Raw genomic sequence first — 18,825 nt, forward strand, 5'->3', positions numbered from 1 at the left:
CGATGCAGGCTGCGGCCCCGGCGCGCCGAGAGATATGAACCCCCACGCAGCGGAGTGCCTTACCGACGAGAAAGACCTCGCCCTCTTCGCCCGAGGGTTGAGCCGCGCGGCGTTTTCGCAGGTCAGCCGCCTATGCACAGAGTAGCGCAGTCACCCCTCCAAACGACGCGGGCGTAGCAGCCTGCGATGGCGTCCCACCGAGTGGTGTAACAGCGATCTCCGTATAGCCCCTGGTCATGGGGACGGCCACCGCGCCTCGGCTCCGACGCCGAGGCGGCAGCCGTGGCGGCGGAGGAGGACTTGTTGTGGTGCCAAGCTCCAGCTCAGCGCCCATCTTCCGGCACATCCACCTCCAAGAGGGTAAGTTGTGAGGTGATGCCCCGATATGGAGGATTTTGCGATATGCCAGGCAAGCAACTCTGTGTCGTCTTCGTACATGGATTCATCTCGTCCTCCAATGTCTGGGGCCCCTTCCTGCGCTTGCTGGAGGATGACCAGGATCTCGACTTCGTCAGGCCCCTCCTCTTCACTTACGACACGCGGTTGTGGCAGCCGGACCCGAGGAAGCAGATACCAACCTTCGACACCACGGCTGACAACCTCGCGCAGTACCTGAAAAGTACGGCGGGCGACTGCGGGCGGATTGTGCTGGTTGCTCACAGCCAGGGCGGCCTAGTGGTCCAGCGTTACCTAGCCCGCATGCTGGGTAGAGGACGGGGTGAGGACCTCAGGCGTATCCGCCGGGTCATCTTGTTTGCCTGCCCGAACAATGGGGCGGAATTCGGGAAGGCGTTTCAACGCGCGTTCCTGCGTAAGAACCCTCAAGCGGACCAGTTGCGCCCGCTTGTCGAACAGGTTAGCGACACCCTGGGGATTGTTATCAACCAGGTCGTCCACGCCCAAGAAGTATCCGGCCACAGCTGTCCGATCCCGTTCACGGTCTACGCTGGGGAATCCGACAACATTGTACCGCCGGCCTCAGCAAGGAGTGTCTTCCCGGATGCCTGGACCCTTCCCGGTGACCACTCCTCCGTCGTGAAGCCCGACTCGCACGAGCACCGTGCATACGAAGCTTTGAAGCAGGAGATCTTGGACTCGGCCGACCGCGGGCCGCCCGTGGCGAAAGATTGGAAGGACCTCCCGGCGAAACCCCCGCAAGAGGTCGATGGGCTGCTGGCAGCGTTGGAGAGTATCGAAACTCTGCCGTACCACCTTTCCGGTTCCCGGTCACTGTCGGATGTCTATGTCCAGCAACAGCTTCGGTACCTCGACACCCCGTCTTTGGCCACGCTTGAAAGAGGAGAGACCGGCAAATGGGGCCCGCCTCGCCTGGCAGGATATGCCGTGGATACCCACGAGCACCTCGTAGTCGTAGGCGGATCGGGCCAGGGTAAGTCAACCCTCACTCTGAGGTTGGCCGCTGAACTCAGCGCAGCGTGGCGGAGCGAGGCCCGCCGCATTGCTCCACCAACGCGTGTCCCGGTGATACCGATACGAGTTCCTGCAGATGCTCTCCTCGCCACTCAAGGCGACTCGAAATCGGCGACCTGGACGGAGTCGCTAGTCCTTGCGTCCAACCGTGAGCTTAACTTGCGCCAAAACGCGGCACTCTCGAATGAACTGCTCAAGAAACCGATATGCGGGGCTCGTTGGCTGATTCTGGTGGACGGGCTTGACCGGATCCGTGATCCGGAGGCTCGAAGTCACTTCATTGATGTTCTTGTTCAGCATATGCAGGTAACGGATAGCCCGTATCGACTGTTGATAACAACCCAGCCTCTTTCTTTTGAGGAACTTCAGCGTCTTGAAGAGGGAGGCGCTGACTGTCTTGCCTTGGATGGATTTGAAACCGAAGGCGCATTGACGGACTTCGCCCGTCGCTGGTTCAGGCAACATGGAGGCGAGGTGGAGGCGCAGCGTTTCCTGCGAAGCATCGACACCGCTGGCCTACGCGAAGTGGTGCAAATTCCCCTGTTGGCAGCAGCTGCCGCCGTTCTATTCGATCCGCATCGACAACTACCCCACACCAAGCACGACCTCTACGACGACTTCATCAGTCGAATATGGGAACAGCAAAAACTCGACAAATCGTTCGCGCTCCTTCGGCAGCGGCTAAATGGGATCTCAGGAGGTAAATCACTCGCTGCATGGATCAAGAAGAATATGGAGCCGCTGCTCCGGCATCTTGCGCATCTCTCAGTAACGACAAACGAGCCGCTAGTTCCCGCCGCTATGGACTGGATCAGCAGAAATGGCCCAACAATCTCACGAAGGCCCCACGAGTGGAACGCGCTGATTTCAGAGATGCTGACCAGTTCTGGATTGCTTGAGCATCGCGGGTGGGATCTCCAATTCTTGCACGAAGGCATCGCAGAACACCTAGCCACCGCAGCCGCCGCGAACACCTTGCCGGCACAATTTGACCCATACCATCTCGATTGGCAGCAATGTATTCACCAAGCCCTGGGACACACCAATCCCGCACTTGCTCGCTCTGTCCTCATTCACCATGCTCGCCAAAACGAAAGCGGCGATGATTTGCTGTCGTGGCTGTCAAGAGGAAATGACCGATACCAGTGCCTTGCGCTAGAATTGCTGGCTGAGGGAATACCTGCCCAACCTGCACACCTAGACGCAATTCTCCCCCTAATAAGACACTGGATCTGCTGGGCTGACGACACCGCCAGCCGTGGCCTGCCGCTACTCGCCTCCTTTCCAGACAACTCCAAAATCCCGCCCCTCCTCCAATCGATCGCCACTGACCCGACTGTGGACGCTGCCTTCAGGATCGAGGCTGCAGACACTCTCGTACATGCTCGCCCGGACCTGAGCCCTGAAATTGCCAACGCCTTGCAGCAGCTCATCGACGAGCCAATCGCCAGCTCTGGCGCTCAGGCAACGGCGGCTCACCTCCTAGCGCAGCTCGGTCCGCAGTACGAGGGAAAAGTGGTCGAGGCGTTTCGGACCTCAGTTGCAGAGGGAATCAACTGGGAGGCAAAAAAACTAGGTCTAAAAGCACTGCGCCCCCTTGTCGCTCAGCGGCATCAGGAAGCTGCCGAGGTTCTACTAGAGTTTGCCTGCAATCGTGAAGACTACCTCGACTTTGGTGGCGTTCGCGAAGGTGCTGTGAATGCGCTTCTCCCCGTCATTGATGAAGTACATTTGGATCAAAGACGATTGGCTGCGGCCCTGATCGAGATCGGCTACTGGGAGAGTGCAAGCAACCTGCTGAGGAGGCTAGCTGAGAGTGCCACGCCTTCCTTGAGGGAGGGGCGTCCTGTAAAGCGGACCGGTGAGGTCGAGGAGCCGGGAGACGAACCACTCGCCGCTGTCTCAGATCTACTAAATGAAGCAGAGGAGGAACTCGCACCTGATTCATCCATTTCCGAGCGCAGGGTGGCTCGGGCCCTTCGAGAGGTGGTCGAGCACCACGAGACAGATGCAACTCACCTCCTCCGAGTAGCCGTACTCCTGGACAAACTGCAGGAGATTCGCCCCTCCTTCAAGGAGCTATACACTGCTCACCCTCAGCCCACCTTCGTTCAGCAGCCACCGGAAGAGCATCACCAGCGTCGTCAAGAGGTAATAAATGAGATTACACGCGAGATCGATGAGGAGATCGCCGCTGACGATTTTGTCGCCTGGCAGGCCCCTCTCCTCGAACTCGCCCATCAGGCATTGGATCGGCATGCACCGGACGGCATTATCGTCAAAGCATTTCGGCACATAACCAGACTGCATGGCGTAAGTTCGGAGATACTTCTCGAAATGGCCAAGATGTGGGCGGATCTGGGGGCAGAATATTATCTAGAGATCGTCAGCGTGGTCAGGCGAATCATTGGACGCCAAGTGGACGACCCTTACGTTCGGATAGAGGCCGCTCAGGTGCTGGCGCAGATCGGCCCCCAATACGTCGATGAGGCTGCCGCAGCGTTGCGCCAGGCCAGTCTGTCACCGCGAGTCACACCGTTTGATCGGTACAAGGCTGCAATAGAGCTCGCCTGTCTTGGGCCGCAATTCTCCGACGACGCGATTACGGCGCTATGCATGGGGATTTCTGATTCTCCCCACTTTCACGATCTCCAGTTGAACGGTGCTGTCAGAATCCTTCTCATGTGCAGTCCGGAACATCCCAAAGTGCGGTCTGAAGTTGAGAAAGGACTTCGAATGCTTGAGTCTTACCACGATTGGGGTTGGTGGGCGGCACCGCGACGTCAATATTTTTACCCCGAGTCTGCCTGATAATCAGGGGCACTTCGTGGGGTCTCAACTGTTCCCAGGGCGTGATTTCAGGATCGTGTCACATCGGGTTGTGAAGTCACTGGCCGAGCTGATTCGGTTCTGACTGTGGAGGAAGCCGGCGGTCGTCCTCGCTCGGTTTGGGGTTGAGGAGTTCTGCCAGGACCGCGGCGGCGAGCCGGTCGAGAGCGGCGGGGTTGGGGAAGACCTGGACAACGTCGGCCCGTCGTGCGGGTGACCTCCCCACGTTCAGGGAGCACTCAAGGACAGCGGGTGCACGCCTCGGGCAGACACCCGCGCATTCGCGACGCTCGACCGGCTACACGACTCGGCGGGACGCCATCCAGCCTGCCGCCTGGTGGCGCCCGGGCAACTCTTGTCGAGAGCACCGCGACGGCCGCTATTGTGAGCCACCTCATTTGCCGGTGAACTTGTGGCATGCACCGCTGGACAGCGTTGAACGACCGACAGCTCACACTCCTCAGAGACATCGCCGATGGAAAGGATCCCAGCGCCCAGGACCCGGGCATGCGGCGGTCAACCTATGCGCTGCGCGATCGAGGTCTGGTGACGGTCAGCCGTCAGGGTGGCGGTTGGCAGACGCAAGTCACCGAGGCCGGTCAGTTCTACTTGAAGCGCGGTCATCATCCCGAGCATCCGACACTCGGCGGCGATCCGGGTGAAGCGTCAAAGACGTCGGTGACCGTGGCTACGGGCACAGGCCGTGATTCCAAGACGACAACTACACCGCGCCGGCGCAGGGGCACGACCGCGCAGAAGAAGCCGCCGACGCCCTACAGCGAGAGGCCCATCCCTGCAGCGCGCCGGGCGCAGGCAACCAAGCTCGTCGAGCGATTGATCGCAGAGCGCCATATTGTCATCTCGGAGCCGGACGAAGCAGAGATCACCGAGTGGCGGCGTGTCGTCGACTTTGCCAAGCGGCATGGACTTGCTCCGCCGGGCAAGCGCATCGAGAAGCAGCGACTGTGGAATGCGGGTCGGGACCTGCAAATATCCCTGGTGGATGGCCCGCACGCCAACTCGGGCCGCAGGTCCTCAGTGGACAACCCGCGAGTTCCAGTACCTGCGCAGCTGCGCTCACCGCACCGGGTCGTGGCGGGGTTGCGAGATAGTGAGCGCCGGCTTCTCATGCCACCCGCCCTGCGACGCCGAGCTCTGCTACTGCTCCAGGGACTGGCCGCAGAGGCTGAGCGCCGGGGGTACAAGGTCCAGGAGCATCCCGCCCCAGAGCGTGACAATCGTTCAGCGCACTACTACAACGGCCGGTACTTCCCGGCGAGCTGCCGAGAAGGAGTGCTGGACATCGTCATCGATGGCTTCACCTGCAGCGTCACGATCAAGCAGGAATTTCCCCAGTCTGCTGACCCAGATCGCTCTCAGCAGCTTGCCCTGGACATCGGTTACAGCCGATCCCATAGGCAGCACCACTGGGGCGACCGCAAGCGGTCGAAACTCGAAGACGTCCTGGGGATCGTGCTTCGGGAACTGGAGAGCCGCGCGGTCGAGGAGCGGCAGAGGGAGTTGGATGAGAAGCGAGCGAAGGAAGAGCGCCGCGTCCGATGGGAAGCGGCCATGGCTGCCGCCAAAGACAAGGCTGCTCAGGCTCGTTTCGGGACGATTCTCCGTGAGCAAGCAAAGCACTGGCAGGAAGCGCAGGCGCTCCGCCGGTATTGCGACGCTCTGGAGCGCCGGCTGGATTCAGCGGCGGAAGGAGATCCAGACGTCGAGTTGGCGCGTTCCTGGTTGCGGTGGGCACGCGACTATGCGGAGGCTCTCGACCCGCTGACGCAACTGCCGACCATGCCGTCCGGGCTTGCGTTCGAGCCTGAAGACCTCAAGCCCTACCTCAAGGGGTGGAGTCCGTACGGACCAGAAACGCACACATCCCTGTGGAACTCCGTCTGACGGGAAAGGCGCGGTAACGCGAGCGTTGTCTTTACCTCAAAGCGACGGGCAGGGCTCCACCCTCTCATCCGAGAGTGGAGCCCTGCGGATTCTCGCAGGTCAGCGGCGTGTTACACGCTACTCGTTGTTGTTCCGTTCGTGTTCCTACCTCCTCCCATGTCGTGCAGCGGCGGCCACTTCTTCGGCCAGGCGCTGCTGAGCGCGCCGGAGCCGTGCTCTGTGCTTCTTCAGGGCACGGCGAGTGTTGGCAAGAGCCTTGACCTGCCGCGCTTCCAGTTCCTCGAGGCGAGCAATCTGCCGTTCGGAGTACGCGATCTCCTCGGCTCGAAGCGTTGCCGCTGCGCGGCGCGGTGCAGCAGGTCTGTTCGGGCCAGGCTTCTTGCTCAACTGGGCTCGGGCGAAGTCGAGGAACTCGGCGCGCGGGACGTACTTCACGCGCCGATCACCGATGCCCGTGAGAAGGGCGATCTTGGGGAAATTCGAGTGGCGCTTGGCCCAGTTGCTGACAGCCGAGCGACTGACGCCGACGAGGGCTGCTCCTGCAGCGAGGTTGATCAGCTCGTCCTCGCGGCCCTTGTACTCAGGGCGGAGCCATGTGACGGCCTTGGGGTCGCTCACATTTCCTCGCTCTCGTCTGCCGCGGGCAGCGTCTGGCTGATTACTCTTCGAGACTCCGTCCTCGGGTAGATGGTCTGTCGGGCGATAGCGCCGCGCGGTTCGTTCGTGTGGATCACGGTTCGTTTCGGGTCGGGGCGGCTCCGGCGTACGGGCCGGGCCACGGTGGCGGTCAGAGGGTGCGTAGCGCGGCTTCGTCTTCGGCTTGGTCCTGGACGGCCGTGGTGCGGAAGACCTCGAGGAAGCGGTCTACCGGCACGTCCTGGTTGAGTCCTTGGTGGAGGTGCTGGGCCAGCAGGTAGTTGCTGTCGATGGTCATGGCCTCGCGGAGGGCAAGGCGTGCGGTCGGGGTGTCGTCCTGTCGCCAGGCGACCCAGGCGAGGAGGGTGAGGAGGGCGGGGGCGAGTTTGGTGTAGGGCGGCACGCAGCGGCGTGCGAGGTCTGCCCAGAGCTGCCGCTCGTACGGCAAGTCCTCTTCCGGTCCCCAGGAGAGGGCGCGGTCGCGGGCGCGCCGGTCCTGGAGGCCGAGGATGATGCGGGCGGCGGGCTCGTCGGTGATGGGAGTGCCGTTGCGCAGGTCCTTCAAGGCCCCGTCGATGATGTTGAGAGTGCCTTGCCGGGCGATGAGTCGGCCACGGGGAGTGCGGCTGTTGGTGAGGAAGTCGGTGCTGGCCTCATCGAGGGCTCGCCGGTAGCGGGCCGCGTTGGTGTGGGTGGGCCGGTACTCGCTGGCGATCTCGCTGCTGGGGCGGCCGGGTATGCGGCCGTGGGCGCGGAGTTGGGCGGTGACGCTCTCGGGGTGGTCGCCGGCGGGCAGGGGGTCACCTTCACAGCAGCCGGGCCAGTGGCAGGTGTAGTCCCACCACTGGTTGCCGACGATGCCGAGGACGAGCTTGACCGGTGCGTGGCCGAGGTCGACGAAGGCGTCGATCATCCAGTCGGCCATGTGGCCGAGGAGGTGTGCGGTCGCTTCCGGGCTCTGTCCGGGCTGGGGCGTGCGGTAGAGGCAGACGACGACGTCAAGGATGTCGATTCCGCGGTCTCGGGTGGAGTGGATGAATTCGGGGGCGACGGCTTCTGCGATGAGGCGCCATTGTGTGGGGTCTTCGGGGAGCGGCAGCGCCATGACGGGTCCGGCGAGGCCGACGTTGGTGATGCCGTGCGCCACGAGGGCGTTCTCCGGGGTGTAGCCGAGGAGGAACGGCATCAGTTCGAGGAAGTCGCTGGGGCTGGCGATGCGCAGCGGCTCGGTCATGTCGTGGGTCCTTCGGTTGCGGTGTCAGCCTTCTGCTCGTCGGTGGTTGTGCTGACGTGCTTGGGCTTGCGGGTGAGTGCTGGAAGCAGGTGGTCGCGGACGAGCGCGGCGAGGTCGGCGGCCAGGTCCTTGCTGCGGCGTGTGGCGAGGACGGCGTGCCAGGTGCGGCCGGGCTGGAGCCGGGCGTCGTTCGCGGCTTGGGCTTTGGCCTGCTCGATGTCGGTGCCGTCGGGGATCGGCGGCAGGTCGGGGCCTGCGGTGATCCAGGTCTGGATGGCGAGGCCGCGGGGCTGGATGCGGAGGCCGAGGCGGTGGCCGTCGGGGTGGTGGTAGCTGGCGGTGCGGTCGGGTGTGTGGGTGTCCTCCTTGTGCCAGGGGGGTTCGAGGGCGGGGGTGATCTGGTCGAGGGGTGGCGCGTCGATCTCGTCGGTGGGCGCGGCGAAGGACGGGCGCCGACGGCGTGGTGCCGGTGTCGTGCTGGGTCGGGCGAAGTCGTCGGGTTCGGTCACGCGGCTGTCTCTTTGCTGGGCATGAGCTGGTCGAGGAGAGCGAGGGCGCGGCGGTGGGCGACGATCGTGGTGGCGGTTTCCATGTACCGGTCGCGCTGCTCGAAGGCTTCGGCGGCTTCGGCGCGGGCCTTGGCGTAGTCGTCTTCCGGTGCGAGGGAGTCGGCGCAGCCGATGAGGCAGCCGGGGCCGAGGTCCCAGATGATCGCGTTGACGGCGGCGCACCCGGCGGACAGGGAGTCGACGTCGTTGCCGTACCAGTGGAAGTCGTGGGGGTTGAGGCCGAGGTCGCGCAGGCGCTGGGCGACGGAGCGGAACATGCCGCCCGATCCGATGGCGGGTTCCCGGAAGGACATGCCGGGCTGGGCGAATTCCTTGGCCAGCGTCATGTTGGCCATCAGGTCGGTGAGGCACGCCGGCGTGTGGTACTCGCCGCGCCACTTCTTGTCGCTCTTGTGCCGCAGGCCGGTGAGCAGGGGGCTGAGGACGTCGGCCTCGGCGCGTTGTCCGGGGTCGTCGTGGCCGGTGAGGTCGAGTAGGCCGGTGTTGATGGCGGCGTGGGTGACGGCGTGGACGGCGCGGAGCTGCTGGCGGTCGGGGGCGGGGTTCCAGGCCCAGTCGTGGAGGCGCGTCGCGCGGTTGATCAGGTCGGGGCGCTTGATCCAGTGGCCGAGGTAGATCTCCTTGAGCAGCTGCGGGAGTTGTTCGGGCTGAAGGTTGAGCAGCCAGTCCGCCAGGCCGGGGACGTTGCGCAGCAGGCAGAGCCCGGCGACCGTGCCGAGGGGTACGTCGATGCTGCTGCCGCCGAAGGACTGGTACCAGGCGTCGAGGACGTTCTCCGCGATCTTGCGGGCGTGCTCGTGCGGGTCGCGCGGGGCAGCGTAGCGGCGGGCGGTGATCTTTCCGGTGGGGCGCGCCTTCGACTTGGGCGGGGGCTTCTTCACCCACGAGGGCGCGGGCCGCGCGGCGGTGGCCGGAGCTGCCGCGCGGGGCAAGAAGTCGTCGGACATGCGGGGCGGAATCCTTTCTGCGGGCGCGCATGGGGCCGCCCCGGTGCGCGGTGCGCAGCCGGGGCGGCGTGGGCGGGTGGAGGGGTTGGTTCAGCTGGTCTGCTGGAGGGAGCGGAGCGTGGCGAAGATGCCGCGGACTTCGACCGCGTAGGCGGCTTCGGGGTGTCCGGCCTGGCGCAGGCCGCTGATGAGGAACATCAGGGCCGCCTCGTCGGCGTCCATGTCGCCGGTGAGCTGTTCGAAGCTCACGTCACGGAGTTCCTCGGGCCGGTTGTCGTAGCCGACGCGGAGGGTCTGCTCGATGTCGGCGAGGGTCGCGGCGGCCTGTTCCTCGGTGAGGCCGAGGAGAGCGGACCAGGAGGCGAGGGTGGCTTCGTCGACGGGGAGTATCACGAGTTGTGCCTTTCAAGAGGGGGTGTGCCCGGCTGCAGGTGCGGCCGGGCACGGACGGGGTCAGGAGGCCGGGGTGGCGGGGAAGGGGTTGCCGCGCTGGTCGGGGTGGCAGGCGGCGTACAGGTCGCCGGGGAGGCGTTCGGGGATGACGCCCCATCCGGCCCAGCGCATGACGGCGAGGTAGCCGAGGTCACCGCCCGCGAAGCCGGTGCGCGCCTTGGCGCCTGGATCGGGCTTGATGAACACCCAGCCGGGGAAGTGGCCGGTGTCGTCCGGCATGACCTGGAAGCCGGGGCGCAGTTCGTGGACGCCGTCGGTGTGGATAGGCGGCATTCCAGCGGCGGTCAGGATGCGCACGGCCTCCTGGACCTGCGGGTGGCCGTGGTACTCGGGCAGGGTGCCGACGCCGGTGTGCGGGGGCTGCTCGTAGGGGAGGCGTCCGGCGGCGGCCTTGTAGACGTCCATGAGGAGTTGGGCGTCGTCGCGGCGGCCGGCGTGACGCATGGCGATGTTCGCGACGATCGCGAGGGAGTGCCGGTCCTGGGTGAACAGGCGGCGGAACTGTTCGAGGCTCATGCCGGTGGTCACCTGCACGCGGGCGAAGGTGCGTGAGGCGACGCGGACGGCGTGTGCGACGTGTTCGGGGCCGAGTCCTATTTCGTGGGCCAGTTGGCGTACTCCGGGTGAGTAGTCGGTCATCGGGTTCTCCAAGAGGCGCTTGCGCGTATGGGTGCGCCCCCGGCGTTGGCCGGGGGCGCGGGATGTTGGTGGGGTTCGGGGATGGTTAGCGGCGTCCGCCGCATCCGGCGTGGCCGCAGCCGCCGCAGAAGCCGCCGCTGTTGCACTCACAGCCGCATCCGTGGTTCTGGGTTTCCATTCCAATTCCCCTTCCTCTTCGGGCATTTCCCGAATTCGTTACTTATATCTTAATGGCAAATACCCCAAAAGCAAGGTACACGCAAACGAATGTGCACTTAGTTTCCGCAATTCAATTCCCTAATTTGCGGCCACGGGAATGAGATCTGGCCAGCGCACCGCTTCCAGGGCCCGCCGGTGGCTGTCCGGCACCGGAACGGTGGGATAGCCGAGCCAGTCCAGTCCCATCGCGGCAAGGATCGTGGCGTCCACCTGGTCGTAGCGGCCCGGCCCTTCGCACTCCACGCCGTACCGCTCGACCGCCACCGCCCGCACCATGCCCTTTGCGATCCGCGCCCGGTCCTAGCGCGGGTAGTCCTGGGCCGGGTTCGCCCGACCGGTCGCGTAGATCGTGCGCCCGTGCGGCGTGACGACGGCGTACGGGATGCGGTTGCGCCACAGGTGCTGGGTGATCAGCCACCACAGTCCGGCCAGCTCGTGGTGGCCGGCCTGACCGCCCTGGGCGTACGCGGCGCCCTCGACCACCACCAGGTCCGCGCCGTCCCGCACGCTCAGCGCGACGGCCGTCAGGAGCCAGTCCAGGCGCTCGTGGCTGCGGCGGCGTCCGGGCCGGTAGGCGCGCGCCCAGTCGGTTCCCGCGATGCCGGTCGAGGTCAGCGACAGGTCGAGGCCGATGACGCGCGGTTGCCACTCCCCCGAGTCCTGGATGCTGGGCAGGGTCACGGGGGCGCTCTGCAGCTCGGCGGTCACGCGGCACCTCCCGCCGGCCGGATGACCTCGATCATCATCACCGGCCGCCCCCGCCGGTCGCCGCGCGGTGCTTGGTGATCAGCCGGTCGGCCTCGGTCATGGCCGGGCGCTTGTTGCGGTGGGCCCACTCGCCGTCGTAGCTGCCGAGCGGTCCCCACAGGTACCAGCCGGTGTCGTGGTAGCCGTCCTTCGGGTTCCGGCGGCGGTAGCTCAGCTCCCACCAGCCGTCGCGCCAGCGCCACAGGCGCTTGGCGGACGCGTCGCTCACCCAGCCGGCCCGCTCGGCCAGGGACTGGAAGCGGGCCAGCTCCGTGCGCAGCATCGCCGCTTCGGCCGCGGCGTCCAGGTCCCGGGTGCGTTCAGCACCGCCCCGCGTGTACGCGGGCGAGGTGGGGCGAAGGCCGAGCTGCCGCACCGCATCGTCCCTCTGGCGGGCAACGCGCCGCAGCAGGGCGGCAGCGCCGGCTACGCCGCGCTCCTCCAGCCACCTCACGGTGGCGTCGATCTCGACCCCCACAGAACGGTCGTTCATCTGTCGATCTCCTTCGGTGGGCCGCCCGGCACACGACGACGGCCCGTGGTGTGCGGCGGTTACGGGCGGGCGGCCTTGGGGTCCTTCTGGATGCAGTTGCCCGAGGCGGGCATGGCACGGCGGCCTGCGACGAGGTCCTGGAAGCGGACGCCGGGGCGGAACTTCACCACGCGGCGGGCGGCGATGTGCACCGGCTGGCCGGTCTGCGGGTTGCGGCCGGTGCGGGCCACGCGCACCGCGGGGGTGAGGCTGCCGAAGCCGGTGATGGAGACGGCTTCACCGGCGGCGACGGCGCGGACCATGGTGTCGAAGGTGGTCTCCACGGCCAGCGTCGCCTGGGCGCGGCTCCCGAGCACCTCGGCCACGACCTTGATGAGCTGGGCCTTGTTCACTGCGTCTTCCTTTCGATTCGCGGGCTGCGCCGCAGGAGTTGAGTGCGGGCGCGCCAGGCGGCAGGCAGGGGCCTCAGCGCGAAGCCACATTCCTCCTCGCCCTCACACGCCTTGACTGGGGAGGCTTCTTCGCTTTTCACAGATGTCATCTATTTCTTGTCCGTGGGGTTGGCACGCTTGCGGGCGCGGCGCGTTTGCTGGGCGAGCCGTCCGGCTTCCCGGCACAGGGAGCAGGCGGGCTCTCCGCGTCTGTTGTGGGCACGGGCTCCGGCTTCGGTGCCGTGGGTGATCGGGCGGCGCCCACGTTCCCGCAACTCTCCGGGCCGTGCGCCCTCGCAGGCGGCGAGAACCTGTCCGTTACGCCAGAGCCGCCCGCCGCACACGCCGTCGAAGAGGCTCTGGCTGGGCAGAACCAAGTCGATGCACTGCGATCGGAACGGGCAGACCTGGCAGACCGAGAGGAGCTGGAGGACCAGCGGCTGTGTCGGGGCTCCGGCCGCCGTCTCCTCAGACGTGAAGCGGGAGTCCCCGGCGCAGGGGGCCTCAACGACCCACCCGTTGCCGCTCATCTGCTCCTCCTCCCGTGCGCTAGGCGGTCGGCGGCAGCGGCATCAGGCGCACCTGATCGCTGGTGCCAACGCCGTGCGGGTGGGCGTAGTCGCCGGGCAGGGGCATCAGGTGCCGGTCGGCCAGAGCCGGGAGGGCGAGCACCTGTCCGAGGAGCCGGGTCAGGGCGGTGTCGCAGGCGGCCGACCACTTCGGGCGCGGCGCACGGCCCGGCGTGCCGTCGTCGACGACGCCTTCGAAGACCTCGATGATCCGGCCTCCCCTGCGGCCGTCGATGGCGGCGGCGGTGGCCTCGGGGTGGTGCTCGCGTACCAGCTGAGCGATGCGCGCGGCCCGGTCGAGCGGGGGGAGCTCGTTCAGCCAGACGTTTCCGTCGCTGGCGCTGTTGCGCCGCACGGTGGCCCAGGCCGGGGAGTCGTAGGGCTCCAGGGCGGTCTCGACGTCGGATTCGATCTCTTCGGCGAGCTCCGCGAGGGGGTGCTCTTCATGGCTGGCCTCCCAGAGCCAGGGCAGGCCGCCGAGCGGACTGGTCCGCTCGCCGAGCACGCCCAGCAGGTCCAGCTCCCGCGTCTTGCCGTCGTAGGCGACGCCGATGTAAGCGGACTCGGGGCACGCCTGGCGGACCTTGGCCGCTACGTGGTCGAGGACGGTCAGGCAGTACGCCTTCTGGATGCGGCGTCGCTCGGCGTCCAGCTCCGCGCGCTGTTGCGCGAAGACGGCTATCTGATCGGAGGTGACAGGGGTCATGACGGTGTATTCCTTCTTCTTGGTGGGTCAGGTCAGGACGGGCTTGAGGCGCTCGCCGATCCAGCGGGCGACGTTCACCGACACGGCGTTGCCGGCCTGCTGGGTCTGGGCGGCCTTGGAGCCGACGACTTCGTAGGTCCCGGGGAACCGCTGGGCCGACAGCTGCTCGCGTGGCTGGAGCATCCGGAAGTAGCAGTCCTCGATGGCGGGCGCGCTGCGTAGGACGGCCGCCGAGTCGCGGGTGGACAGGGTGTGCAGCGGCTCGGCCGCCGTCTTCGGCGCGGCCTTCCGGTATGGGATGACCAGCGTGTTGCGCGCCCGCGAGCGGATGTCACCGTCGGGCACGACCAGGCCGTGATGGCGGGCCGTGGCGATGGTGCTGAATGGAGCGTCGATCGACGCAGCGTCGCAGTTGTTGCGGACTCCACGATGAACGGGTCCACCGTGACCTGGGCTTCGCTCTCGCGGGTGGTGCGAGTACGCATCGGCTCCGCGGCCGAGGAGGCGGTGTCGTTCCACGAGCCGCCAACCGGTACCAGGAGGGCTTCGCCGAGCTTGGCCGTGCGGGTGGGCAGCGGCCGGGTGTGCGGGGCGAAGGCCCGGTCGGTGCCGTCCTTGCCGTGGGTGAGGGTGACGACAGACGGGTCGTAGGGGAACTTCGCCAGCCCGGCCTCGATCCGCCGCATGGTGTTGGGCACCAGCGGCTTGGCGCGATCCCCGATCCGCTGGCCGATGTCGTCCCACGTGATCACGTCGGAGGCGGGCCGGACGTACGGCTCCACGAGCGCGTGGCCGCAACGGGTGTTCGGGCAGCGGTAGTCGTACTGGACGCCGTACTTGCCGACCTTCACCCGCGGGTCCCGCCAGCTCTGGCGCGCCTTGACGTCCCGCCCGCACTCGACGCAGTACGCCAGCGGTCGCGGCGCGAGGTCGGGGCGGCGCACGCCCGTGAGGGTGAAGACCAGGTACACGCGGTCGCGCCACTGCGGGGCGTACGGATTGGTCTCCGAGCCGATGTGCGCGGAGGACGCGGAGACGATCTGGACCCGGTAGCCGAGCTTCTTCATGGCGCGGATCCACTCGGGGAACAGGATCCAGTCCGTGACGAACTCGACCACGTTCTCCACGACGACGCAGGGGAACTGCTTGGCCTCGGCGGCGCGCAGCACACACCAGGCGGTCACCCGAGTCATCTCGAAGGCTTCCGGTGGAAGTTGGCGCCACTGCTCCTCTTCTTCGAAGAGGGCGTCCTGCACGGGATCGGGGCGCTTCTTGCCGCCGGCGGGGCTGATCTCGGTGCAGATGACGCTGGCCCACAGCACGAGGGCCTTGGGGAGCCAGCGCATGGGGTAGTTCTGGATGTCGGCGCAGCGCGCGGCTGCGGTGGGGTGGTTGAGCTCGAAGGTGTCGACGGCGGTCTGCCAGTGGTTGATGCCCAGGATGGGTTCGAATCCGGCTTCGAGCAGGCCGGTTGCGTCTCCGCCCGCTCCGCAGAGCAGGTGGATGGATCGGGGCACGGGGTGGGTCTCCAAGAGGCGGGGCCGCCCGGCCCGGCTGGGCCGGGCGGCCTTTCGGTCAGGACTGGTCTCGGGCGCGTAATGCGCGGTGGTGGCGGCTGTCCTCGATGCCGAGGGCGGTGAACCCCAGCAGGACGAGGGCGCACACGATCAGCAGCCAGATCACCGGTCCGCGCCCCCGGTGGGGCGCGGTGCGCGGCACGGCCGGTCAGCCATCGCTGGCGGTGACGCGAACGGTTGTGATGTGTCCGGCGCTCTCGAACAGAGCCAGCGGGTAGCCGTCGTGTTCGGACCGCTGCCAGACGCGGCGGTAGCCCTCGTGGTCGGTGAGCCGCTTCGACCACTCCGAGAAGCGGGCGATGGCGGTGGCCGGGCCCTCGATTCCGGCGGTCTGGTTGTGGTTCGCGCCGTACGGCGAGGTGTGCGTGGCCGAGACGATCAGCTGGGGTGCGCGGCGGGGAGCGTCGATGCCGTCGATGCGGGCGAACAGCGGGATGAAGGCGTTGCCGTGGTGGCGCTGCGGCCCGTTAGGCGTGGAGTCGTACAGGACGGTGTGGCGGTCGGGGTTCTGCGTGTGCTGCCGCAGGGCGTGCCAGCCGTTCACTTCGGCGGGGTCGGCGGGGAGGCCGTCGGTGGAGGCGATGATCAGCTCAGTGCCGTCGCCGAGGTCGGCGCGGACGTGGTACTGACCGCCGCAAGTCTCCAGGTCGGTGACCCAGCCCGCGTACCGCAGAGGGGTGATGACGTGCCGGTAGGCGTGGAACAGCCGCTGCCACAGCGGGTCGCTGAGGAGGTTGTGGTCGGGCAGGGCCGCGATGGTGGTGGTCATGGTCTGGCCTCCAAGAGTGTGTGCACGACGGGCAAGCAGGCAGCCAACCCGTCATTGAGAAATGTCACCTATCTCAGGTGAAGTGCATTTCAGACGGCGGGCAGTTCACTGCTGGCGAGGATCTGCACTACCCACATCCGGCCACCGCGCGTGACGACGCATCCGATCGCGCGGCCCCGGTAGGGCAGGACGAAGCCACTGCCACCCTCCTCCTTGCTCAGGTCGCCGACGAGTTCGCGGACGCCGTGTTCGGCACACTCGGCCGAGCAGTACAGGCCGCTGCCGAGCCGGGGAGCGACGCGGGCGCCGTGGATGACTTCGGCGACCACGACGTAGGCGTCGGGGGCCGGGGTGAGCGTGTCGGTCACTAATGGTCTCCAAGAGGTCGAAGAGTCCGGCGAGTTCCGAACTTATACTTATATCTTAATAGCAGTCACCGGGGCGTCAATGTTGCTGTTCTTGTGAAGCCCCTTGTCTGTGACGGGAGTTGGCCGTCTTCTCCCGTCCCATGCGAGCCAGTTCCCGTGTCCGCTGGCGGGCCATCTCCAGCGCCTGTGGGTCCGTCTGGGCCACACGGCGCTCCTGTTCGGCGAAGAACTCCCGCAGCCATTCCTGCTGCTCGCGGTGCTCGCGGTCGGCCGCCTCGCGGCGCGCCTCCTCCCGCCCGGCACGCGGATTCGTACCGCACCCCCGGCAGTTACTCACCGGCTCGGCGTGCTTGGGACAGCGCGCCCGCTGCTGCTCCCCTTGCGGTGCGCCCGGCTCCCCTGCGGCGTCAGCCGTGGGGGTAGGGGGGTGAGGAAGATAAGAGGAAGAAGGGGGAAGAGAAGGGGTTTCCCCCGGGCAACCCGCTCGGTTTCCCTGCGGCAACCCACTGGGTTCCCCTGGGGCAACCCTGTCCTCGGACTCATGAGGGTTCCCCTGGGGAAACCCTGGTCCCGTCTCGGCGCCCTCCCTCGCTCGCGCCTCCTCACGAGCGACGACGTCCTGCTGCGTGCGGGCCGTCGAGGACGGTTTACGGCGTGACGCTTTCCGGGCCAGCCGAGGGTTCTTCGGCGCGCTCTGCGCTGCACGGCGCCGCTCGATCAGCTCCTCGGTGGACGGGATGGGCGGCACCCCGTACGGGAACACCCGGTACTCGGCTCGGCGGCCGACACGCCCGACCGAGACCCGCTCGACCAGGCCGAGGCCGACGAGCTGCGTGACGACCGTGATGACTTGCTTCTCTCCAACGCCGGCCCAGGCCATCATCCGCTCCAGGCCCGGCCGGGCCAGTCTGGTCTGGTCGTCGGCCGAGTCCGCGATCTTCATGAGGACCAACTTCTGTGTCGTGTTGATCACCTCCTTCGGCAGGTAGGCGGCCACCACCATCAGCTGGATGCTCACCGGCACCTCTCCGTGTTCCGTCTGTGTCCCGCCGCGCTGGAGCGCGGGCGGGGCGCACGTCGGCCCCGCCCCCCGCCAAGTGGCGCGATCAGGGCTGCTTGCGCGCTGTGACGTTGATGCTCACCGCGGTGCGCCGGTCGTGGTCGAGGCGCGTGGGCACGGGGATGCCTACCTCCTTGAGCGTCGCCTTCATCGCCGCCGCGTCCGGCACCATCGGCACCTGCAGACCAGCGCGGCGATACAGCGCGACCATCGCCTCGACGTCATCGACCTTCGTCGGGTTGCCGCCACTCCACTTCAGGACGTTGTCGCCGTAGACGCCCGGCTCGGAGCCGTCGAGCTTGGCCCGCAGGAACTTCAGCTTCTCCCTAAGCGGCTTGATCTGCCCGGAGACCTCGGCGTACTCGGCCAGCACCTTGGCGCGTTCCTCGTCATCGTGGATGAGCTGGCTCTGCGGGGAGCGGCCGGCGACCAACGGGCCCCAGCACGCCGTGCGGAACGGGCAGTGGTCGCAGATCGCGGAGATGCCCGGCCCCTGGAAGGTGCGCGGCAGTTCCTCCGGGGAGGCGGCGGCCCGAACCTGTTGGACCCACCAGCGGGCCCGGCGGGCACGCTCGGCGTCGTAGGCGATCTCCTGCACGTGGTCGTCGCCGTTGTCGCGGTTGATGAACCTGAAGCGGATGCGGGTGACCAGTACAGGTCCGAGGCGGGCGAGCTGCCGCTGACCCCGGACGCCGGCGAATCCTTCGGTGCGCAGCAGATCCGCGTACAGGTAGACCTGCCGCAGCTCGGCTTCGCTCGCGCCGTACCGCAGGACGTTGTCCCACTGGTAGGTGCTCTTGGTCTTCACGTCTTCGACCGTCGTCTCCTCGGCCGGGAGGGCGGGACGCAGCCGCTTCGGCAGCCGGGCCGCGGTCGTGCTGTCGAGCTGGACGGCATCGATGTGGCCGCGGACGGTGTGGTCCTCGACCTGGCGCTCGACGAGCCAGCCGTACTCCTCGCGGGCCGCTTCGAGTATCCCGGCGTGCAGCCAGGTGCCGAGGATGGCCTTGCGCTTCTCGCCGGTGTCGGTCGGGGGTCGGCCGTGCAGGAGGTATCCGGCACGGCGTGCGCACACGGTGTCGCTGGCGCCCAGTTTCGTTTGCTGGGAGCGGGGACGGCGTGCGTCCGCCGCGTGGGCGGCTGGCCACAGGCTGACGGGCCGCTCGGGCGTGATGGACAGGGTGGTCACGAACTTCTCCAAGAGGATGGGGGTGCCCGCTGGCCGCGGCGGCACTCGGTGTCG

General features: G+C 66.9%; 20 protein-coding genes and 2 pseudogenes. 2 read left to right on the top strand and 20 right to left on the bottom strand.

Annotated features, from left to right (window positions below):
• Positions 1-402: 402 nt before the first annotated feature.
• Positions 403-4,242, top strand: a complete 3,840-nt coding sequence (locus ACWCQS_RS27175; RefSeq protein ID WP_451006872.1) for an alpha/beta fold hydrolase — start codon at positions 403-405, stop codon at positions 4,240-4,242.
• Between the two features lie 76 nt (positions 4,243-4,318).
• On the opposite strand, the pseudogene ACWCQS_RS27180 reads toward ACWCQS_RS27175, so the two are convergent.
• Positions 4,319-4,474 (bottom strand): annotated as a pseudogene (locus ACWCQS_RS27180) (IS256 family transposase); the annotation flags it as partial.
• 203 nt (positions 4,475-4,677) lie between these two features.
• Between ACWCQS_RS27180 and ACWCQS_RS27185 the strand changes: the two are divergent.
• A complete protein-coding gene (locus ACWCQS_RS27185; protein WP_451006873.1) occupies positions 4,678-6,165 on the top strand; it encodes a hypothetical protein in 1,488 nt (495 codons plus the stop codon).
• A 144-nt stretch (positions 6,166-6,309) separates the two neighbouring features.
• Here the strand turns inward: ACWCQS_RS27185 and ACWCQS_RS27190 are convergent, their stop codons facing one another.
• The 19 genes and pseudogenes from ACWCQS_RS27190 to ACWCQS_RS27280 form a co-directional block, all read right to left on the bottom strand.
• Positions 6,310-6,783, bottom strand: a complete 474-nt coding sequence (locus ACWCQS_RS27190) for a hypothetical protein (protein WP_451006874.1) — start codon at positions 6,781-6,783, stop codon at positions 6,310-6,312.
• 169 nt (positions 6,784-6,952) lie between these two features.
• Positions 6,953-8,035 (bottom strand): DUF4192 domain-containing protein, encoded by a 1,083-nt coding sequence (locus tag ACWCQS_RS27195; RefSeq protein WP_451006875.1) that lies wholly within the window; start codon positions 8,033-8,035, stop codon positions 6,953-6,955.
• Positions 8,032-8,544 carry a hypothetical protein gene (locus ACWCQS_RS27200; RefSeq protein WP_451006876.1) on the bottom strand — a complete coding sequence of 171 codons (513 nt, stop codon included), beginning with the start codon at positions 8,542-8,544 and terminating at the stop codon, positions 8,032-8,034. Before ACWCQS_RS27200 ends, ACWCQS_RS27195 begins: the two co-directional genes overlap by 4 nt.
• The gene (locus ACWCQS_RS27205; RefSeq protein WP_451006877.1) at positions 8,541-9,551 is read right to left on the bottom strand and encodes an N-6 DNA methylase; all 1,011 of its coding nucleotides are present in this window, start codon (positions 9,549-9,551) and stop codon (positions 8,541-8,543) included. The genes ACWCQS_RS27200 and ACWCQS_RS27205 overlap by 4 nt, the downstream gene beginning before the upstream one ends.
• A gap of 90 nt (positions 9,552-9,641) precedes the next feature.
• Positions 9,642-9,944 carry a hypothetical protein gene (locus tag ACWCQS_RS27210; RefSeq protein ID WP_451006878.1) on the bottom strand — a complete coding sequence of 101 codons (303 nt, stop codon included), beginning with the start codon at positions 9,942-9,944 and terminating at the stop codon, positions 9,642-9,644.
• A gap of 60 nt (positions 9,945-10,004) precedes the next feature.
• Positions 10,005-10,643, bottom strand: a complete 639-nt coding sequence (locus tag ACWCQS_RS27215) for a hypothetical protein (RefSeq protein WP_451006879.1) — start codon at positions 10,641-10,643, stop codon at positions 10,005-10,007.
• 297 nt (positions 10,644-10,940) lie between these two features.
• Positions 10,941-11,126, bottom strand: a complete 186-nt coding sequence (locus ACWCQS_RS27220) for a hypothetical protein (protein ID WP_451006880.1) — start codon at positions 11,124-11,126, stop codon at positions 10,941-10,943.
• Positions 11,127-11,162: 36 nt separating this feature from the next.
• Positions 11,163-11,570: a hypothetical protein gene (locus ACWCQS_RS27225; RefSeq protein ID WP_451006881.1), complete on the bottom strand. Its 408-nt coding sequence runs from the start codon at positions 11,568-11,570 to the stop codon at positions 11,163-11,165.
• A gap of 37 nt (positions 11,571-11,607) precedes the next feature.
• Entirely contained in the window at positions 11,608-12,102 is a 495-nt protein-coding gene (locus ACWCQS_RS27230) for a hypothetical protein (RefSeq protein ID WP_451006882.1), read from the bottom strand.
• A 59-nt stretch (positions 12,103-12,161) separates the two neighbouring features.
• Positions 12,162-12,494 (bottom strand): HU family DNA-binding protein, encoded by a 333-nt coding sequence (locus ACWCQS_RS27235; protein ID WP_451006883.1) that lies wholly within the window; start codon positions 12,492-12,494, stop codon positions 12,162-12,164.
• 149 nt (positions 12,495-12,643) lie between these two features.
• On the bottom strand, positions 12,644-13,063 hold the full coding sequence (locus ACWCQS_RS27240; RefSeq protein WP_451006884.1) for a hypothetical protein: 420 nt from the start codon (positions 13,061-13,063) through the stop codon (positions 12,644-12,646).
• 19 nt (positions 13,064-13,082) lie between these two features.
• On the bottom strand, positions 13,083-13,808 hold the full coding sequence (locus ACWCQS_RS27245; RefSeq protein WP_451006885.1) for a hypothetical protein: 726 nt from the start codon (positions 13,806-13,808) through the stop codon (positions 13,083-13,085).
• A gap of 27 nt (positions 13,809-13,835) precedes the next feature.
• Positions 13,836-13,991, bottom strand: coding sequence for a DNA cytosine methyltransferase (locus ACWCQS_RS27250; RefSeq protein WP_451006886.1), 156 nt, complete (start codon positions 13,989-13,991; stop codon positions 13,836-13,838).
• Between the two features lie 830 nt (positions 13,992-14,821).
• Positions 14,822-15,325, bottom strand: a pseudogene (locus tag ACWCQS_RS27255) (DNA cytosine methyltransferase); the annotation flags it as partial.
• Positions 15,326-15,383: 58 nt separating this feature from the next.
• Positions 15,384-15,527, bottom strand: coding sequence for a hypothetical protein (locus tag ACWCQS_RS27260; protein ID WP_451006887.1), 144 nt, complete (start codon positions 15,525-15,527; stop codon positions 15,384-15,386).
• Positions 15,528-15,533: 6 nt separating this feature from the next.
• Entirely contained in the window at positions 15,534-16,154 is a 621-nt protein-coding gene (locus tag ACWCQS_RS27265) for a hypothetical protein (protein ID WP_451006888.1), read from the bottom strand.
• An 89-nt stretch (positions 16,155-16,243) separates the two neighbouring features.
• Complete coding sequence (locus ACWCQS_RS27270) at positions 16,244-16,522, bottom strand: hypothetical protein (RefSeq protein ID WP_451006889.1); 279 nt, start codon at positions 16,520-16,522, stop codon at positions 16,244-16,246.
• Between the two features lie 76 nt (positions 16,523-16,598).
• A complete protein-coding gene (locus ACWCQS_RS27275; RefSeq protein ID WP_451006890.1) occupies positions 16,599-17,540 on the bottom strand; it encodes a helix-turn-helix domain-containing protein in 942 nt (313 codons plus the stop codon).
• Positions 17,541-17,628: 88 nt separating this feature from the next.
• A complete protein-coding gene (locus ACWCQS_RS27280) occupies positions 17,629-18,771 on the bottom strand; it encodes a PD-(D/E)XK nuclease family protein (RefSeq protein WP_451006891.1) in 1,143 nt (380 codons plus the stop codon).
• Positions 18,772-18,825 lie beyond the last annotated feature (54 nt).

The sequence above is a fragment of the Streptomyces sp. NPDC002076 genome, assembly GCF_053593835.1.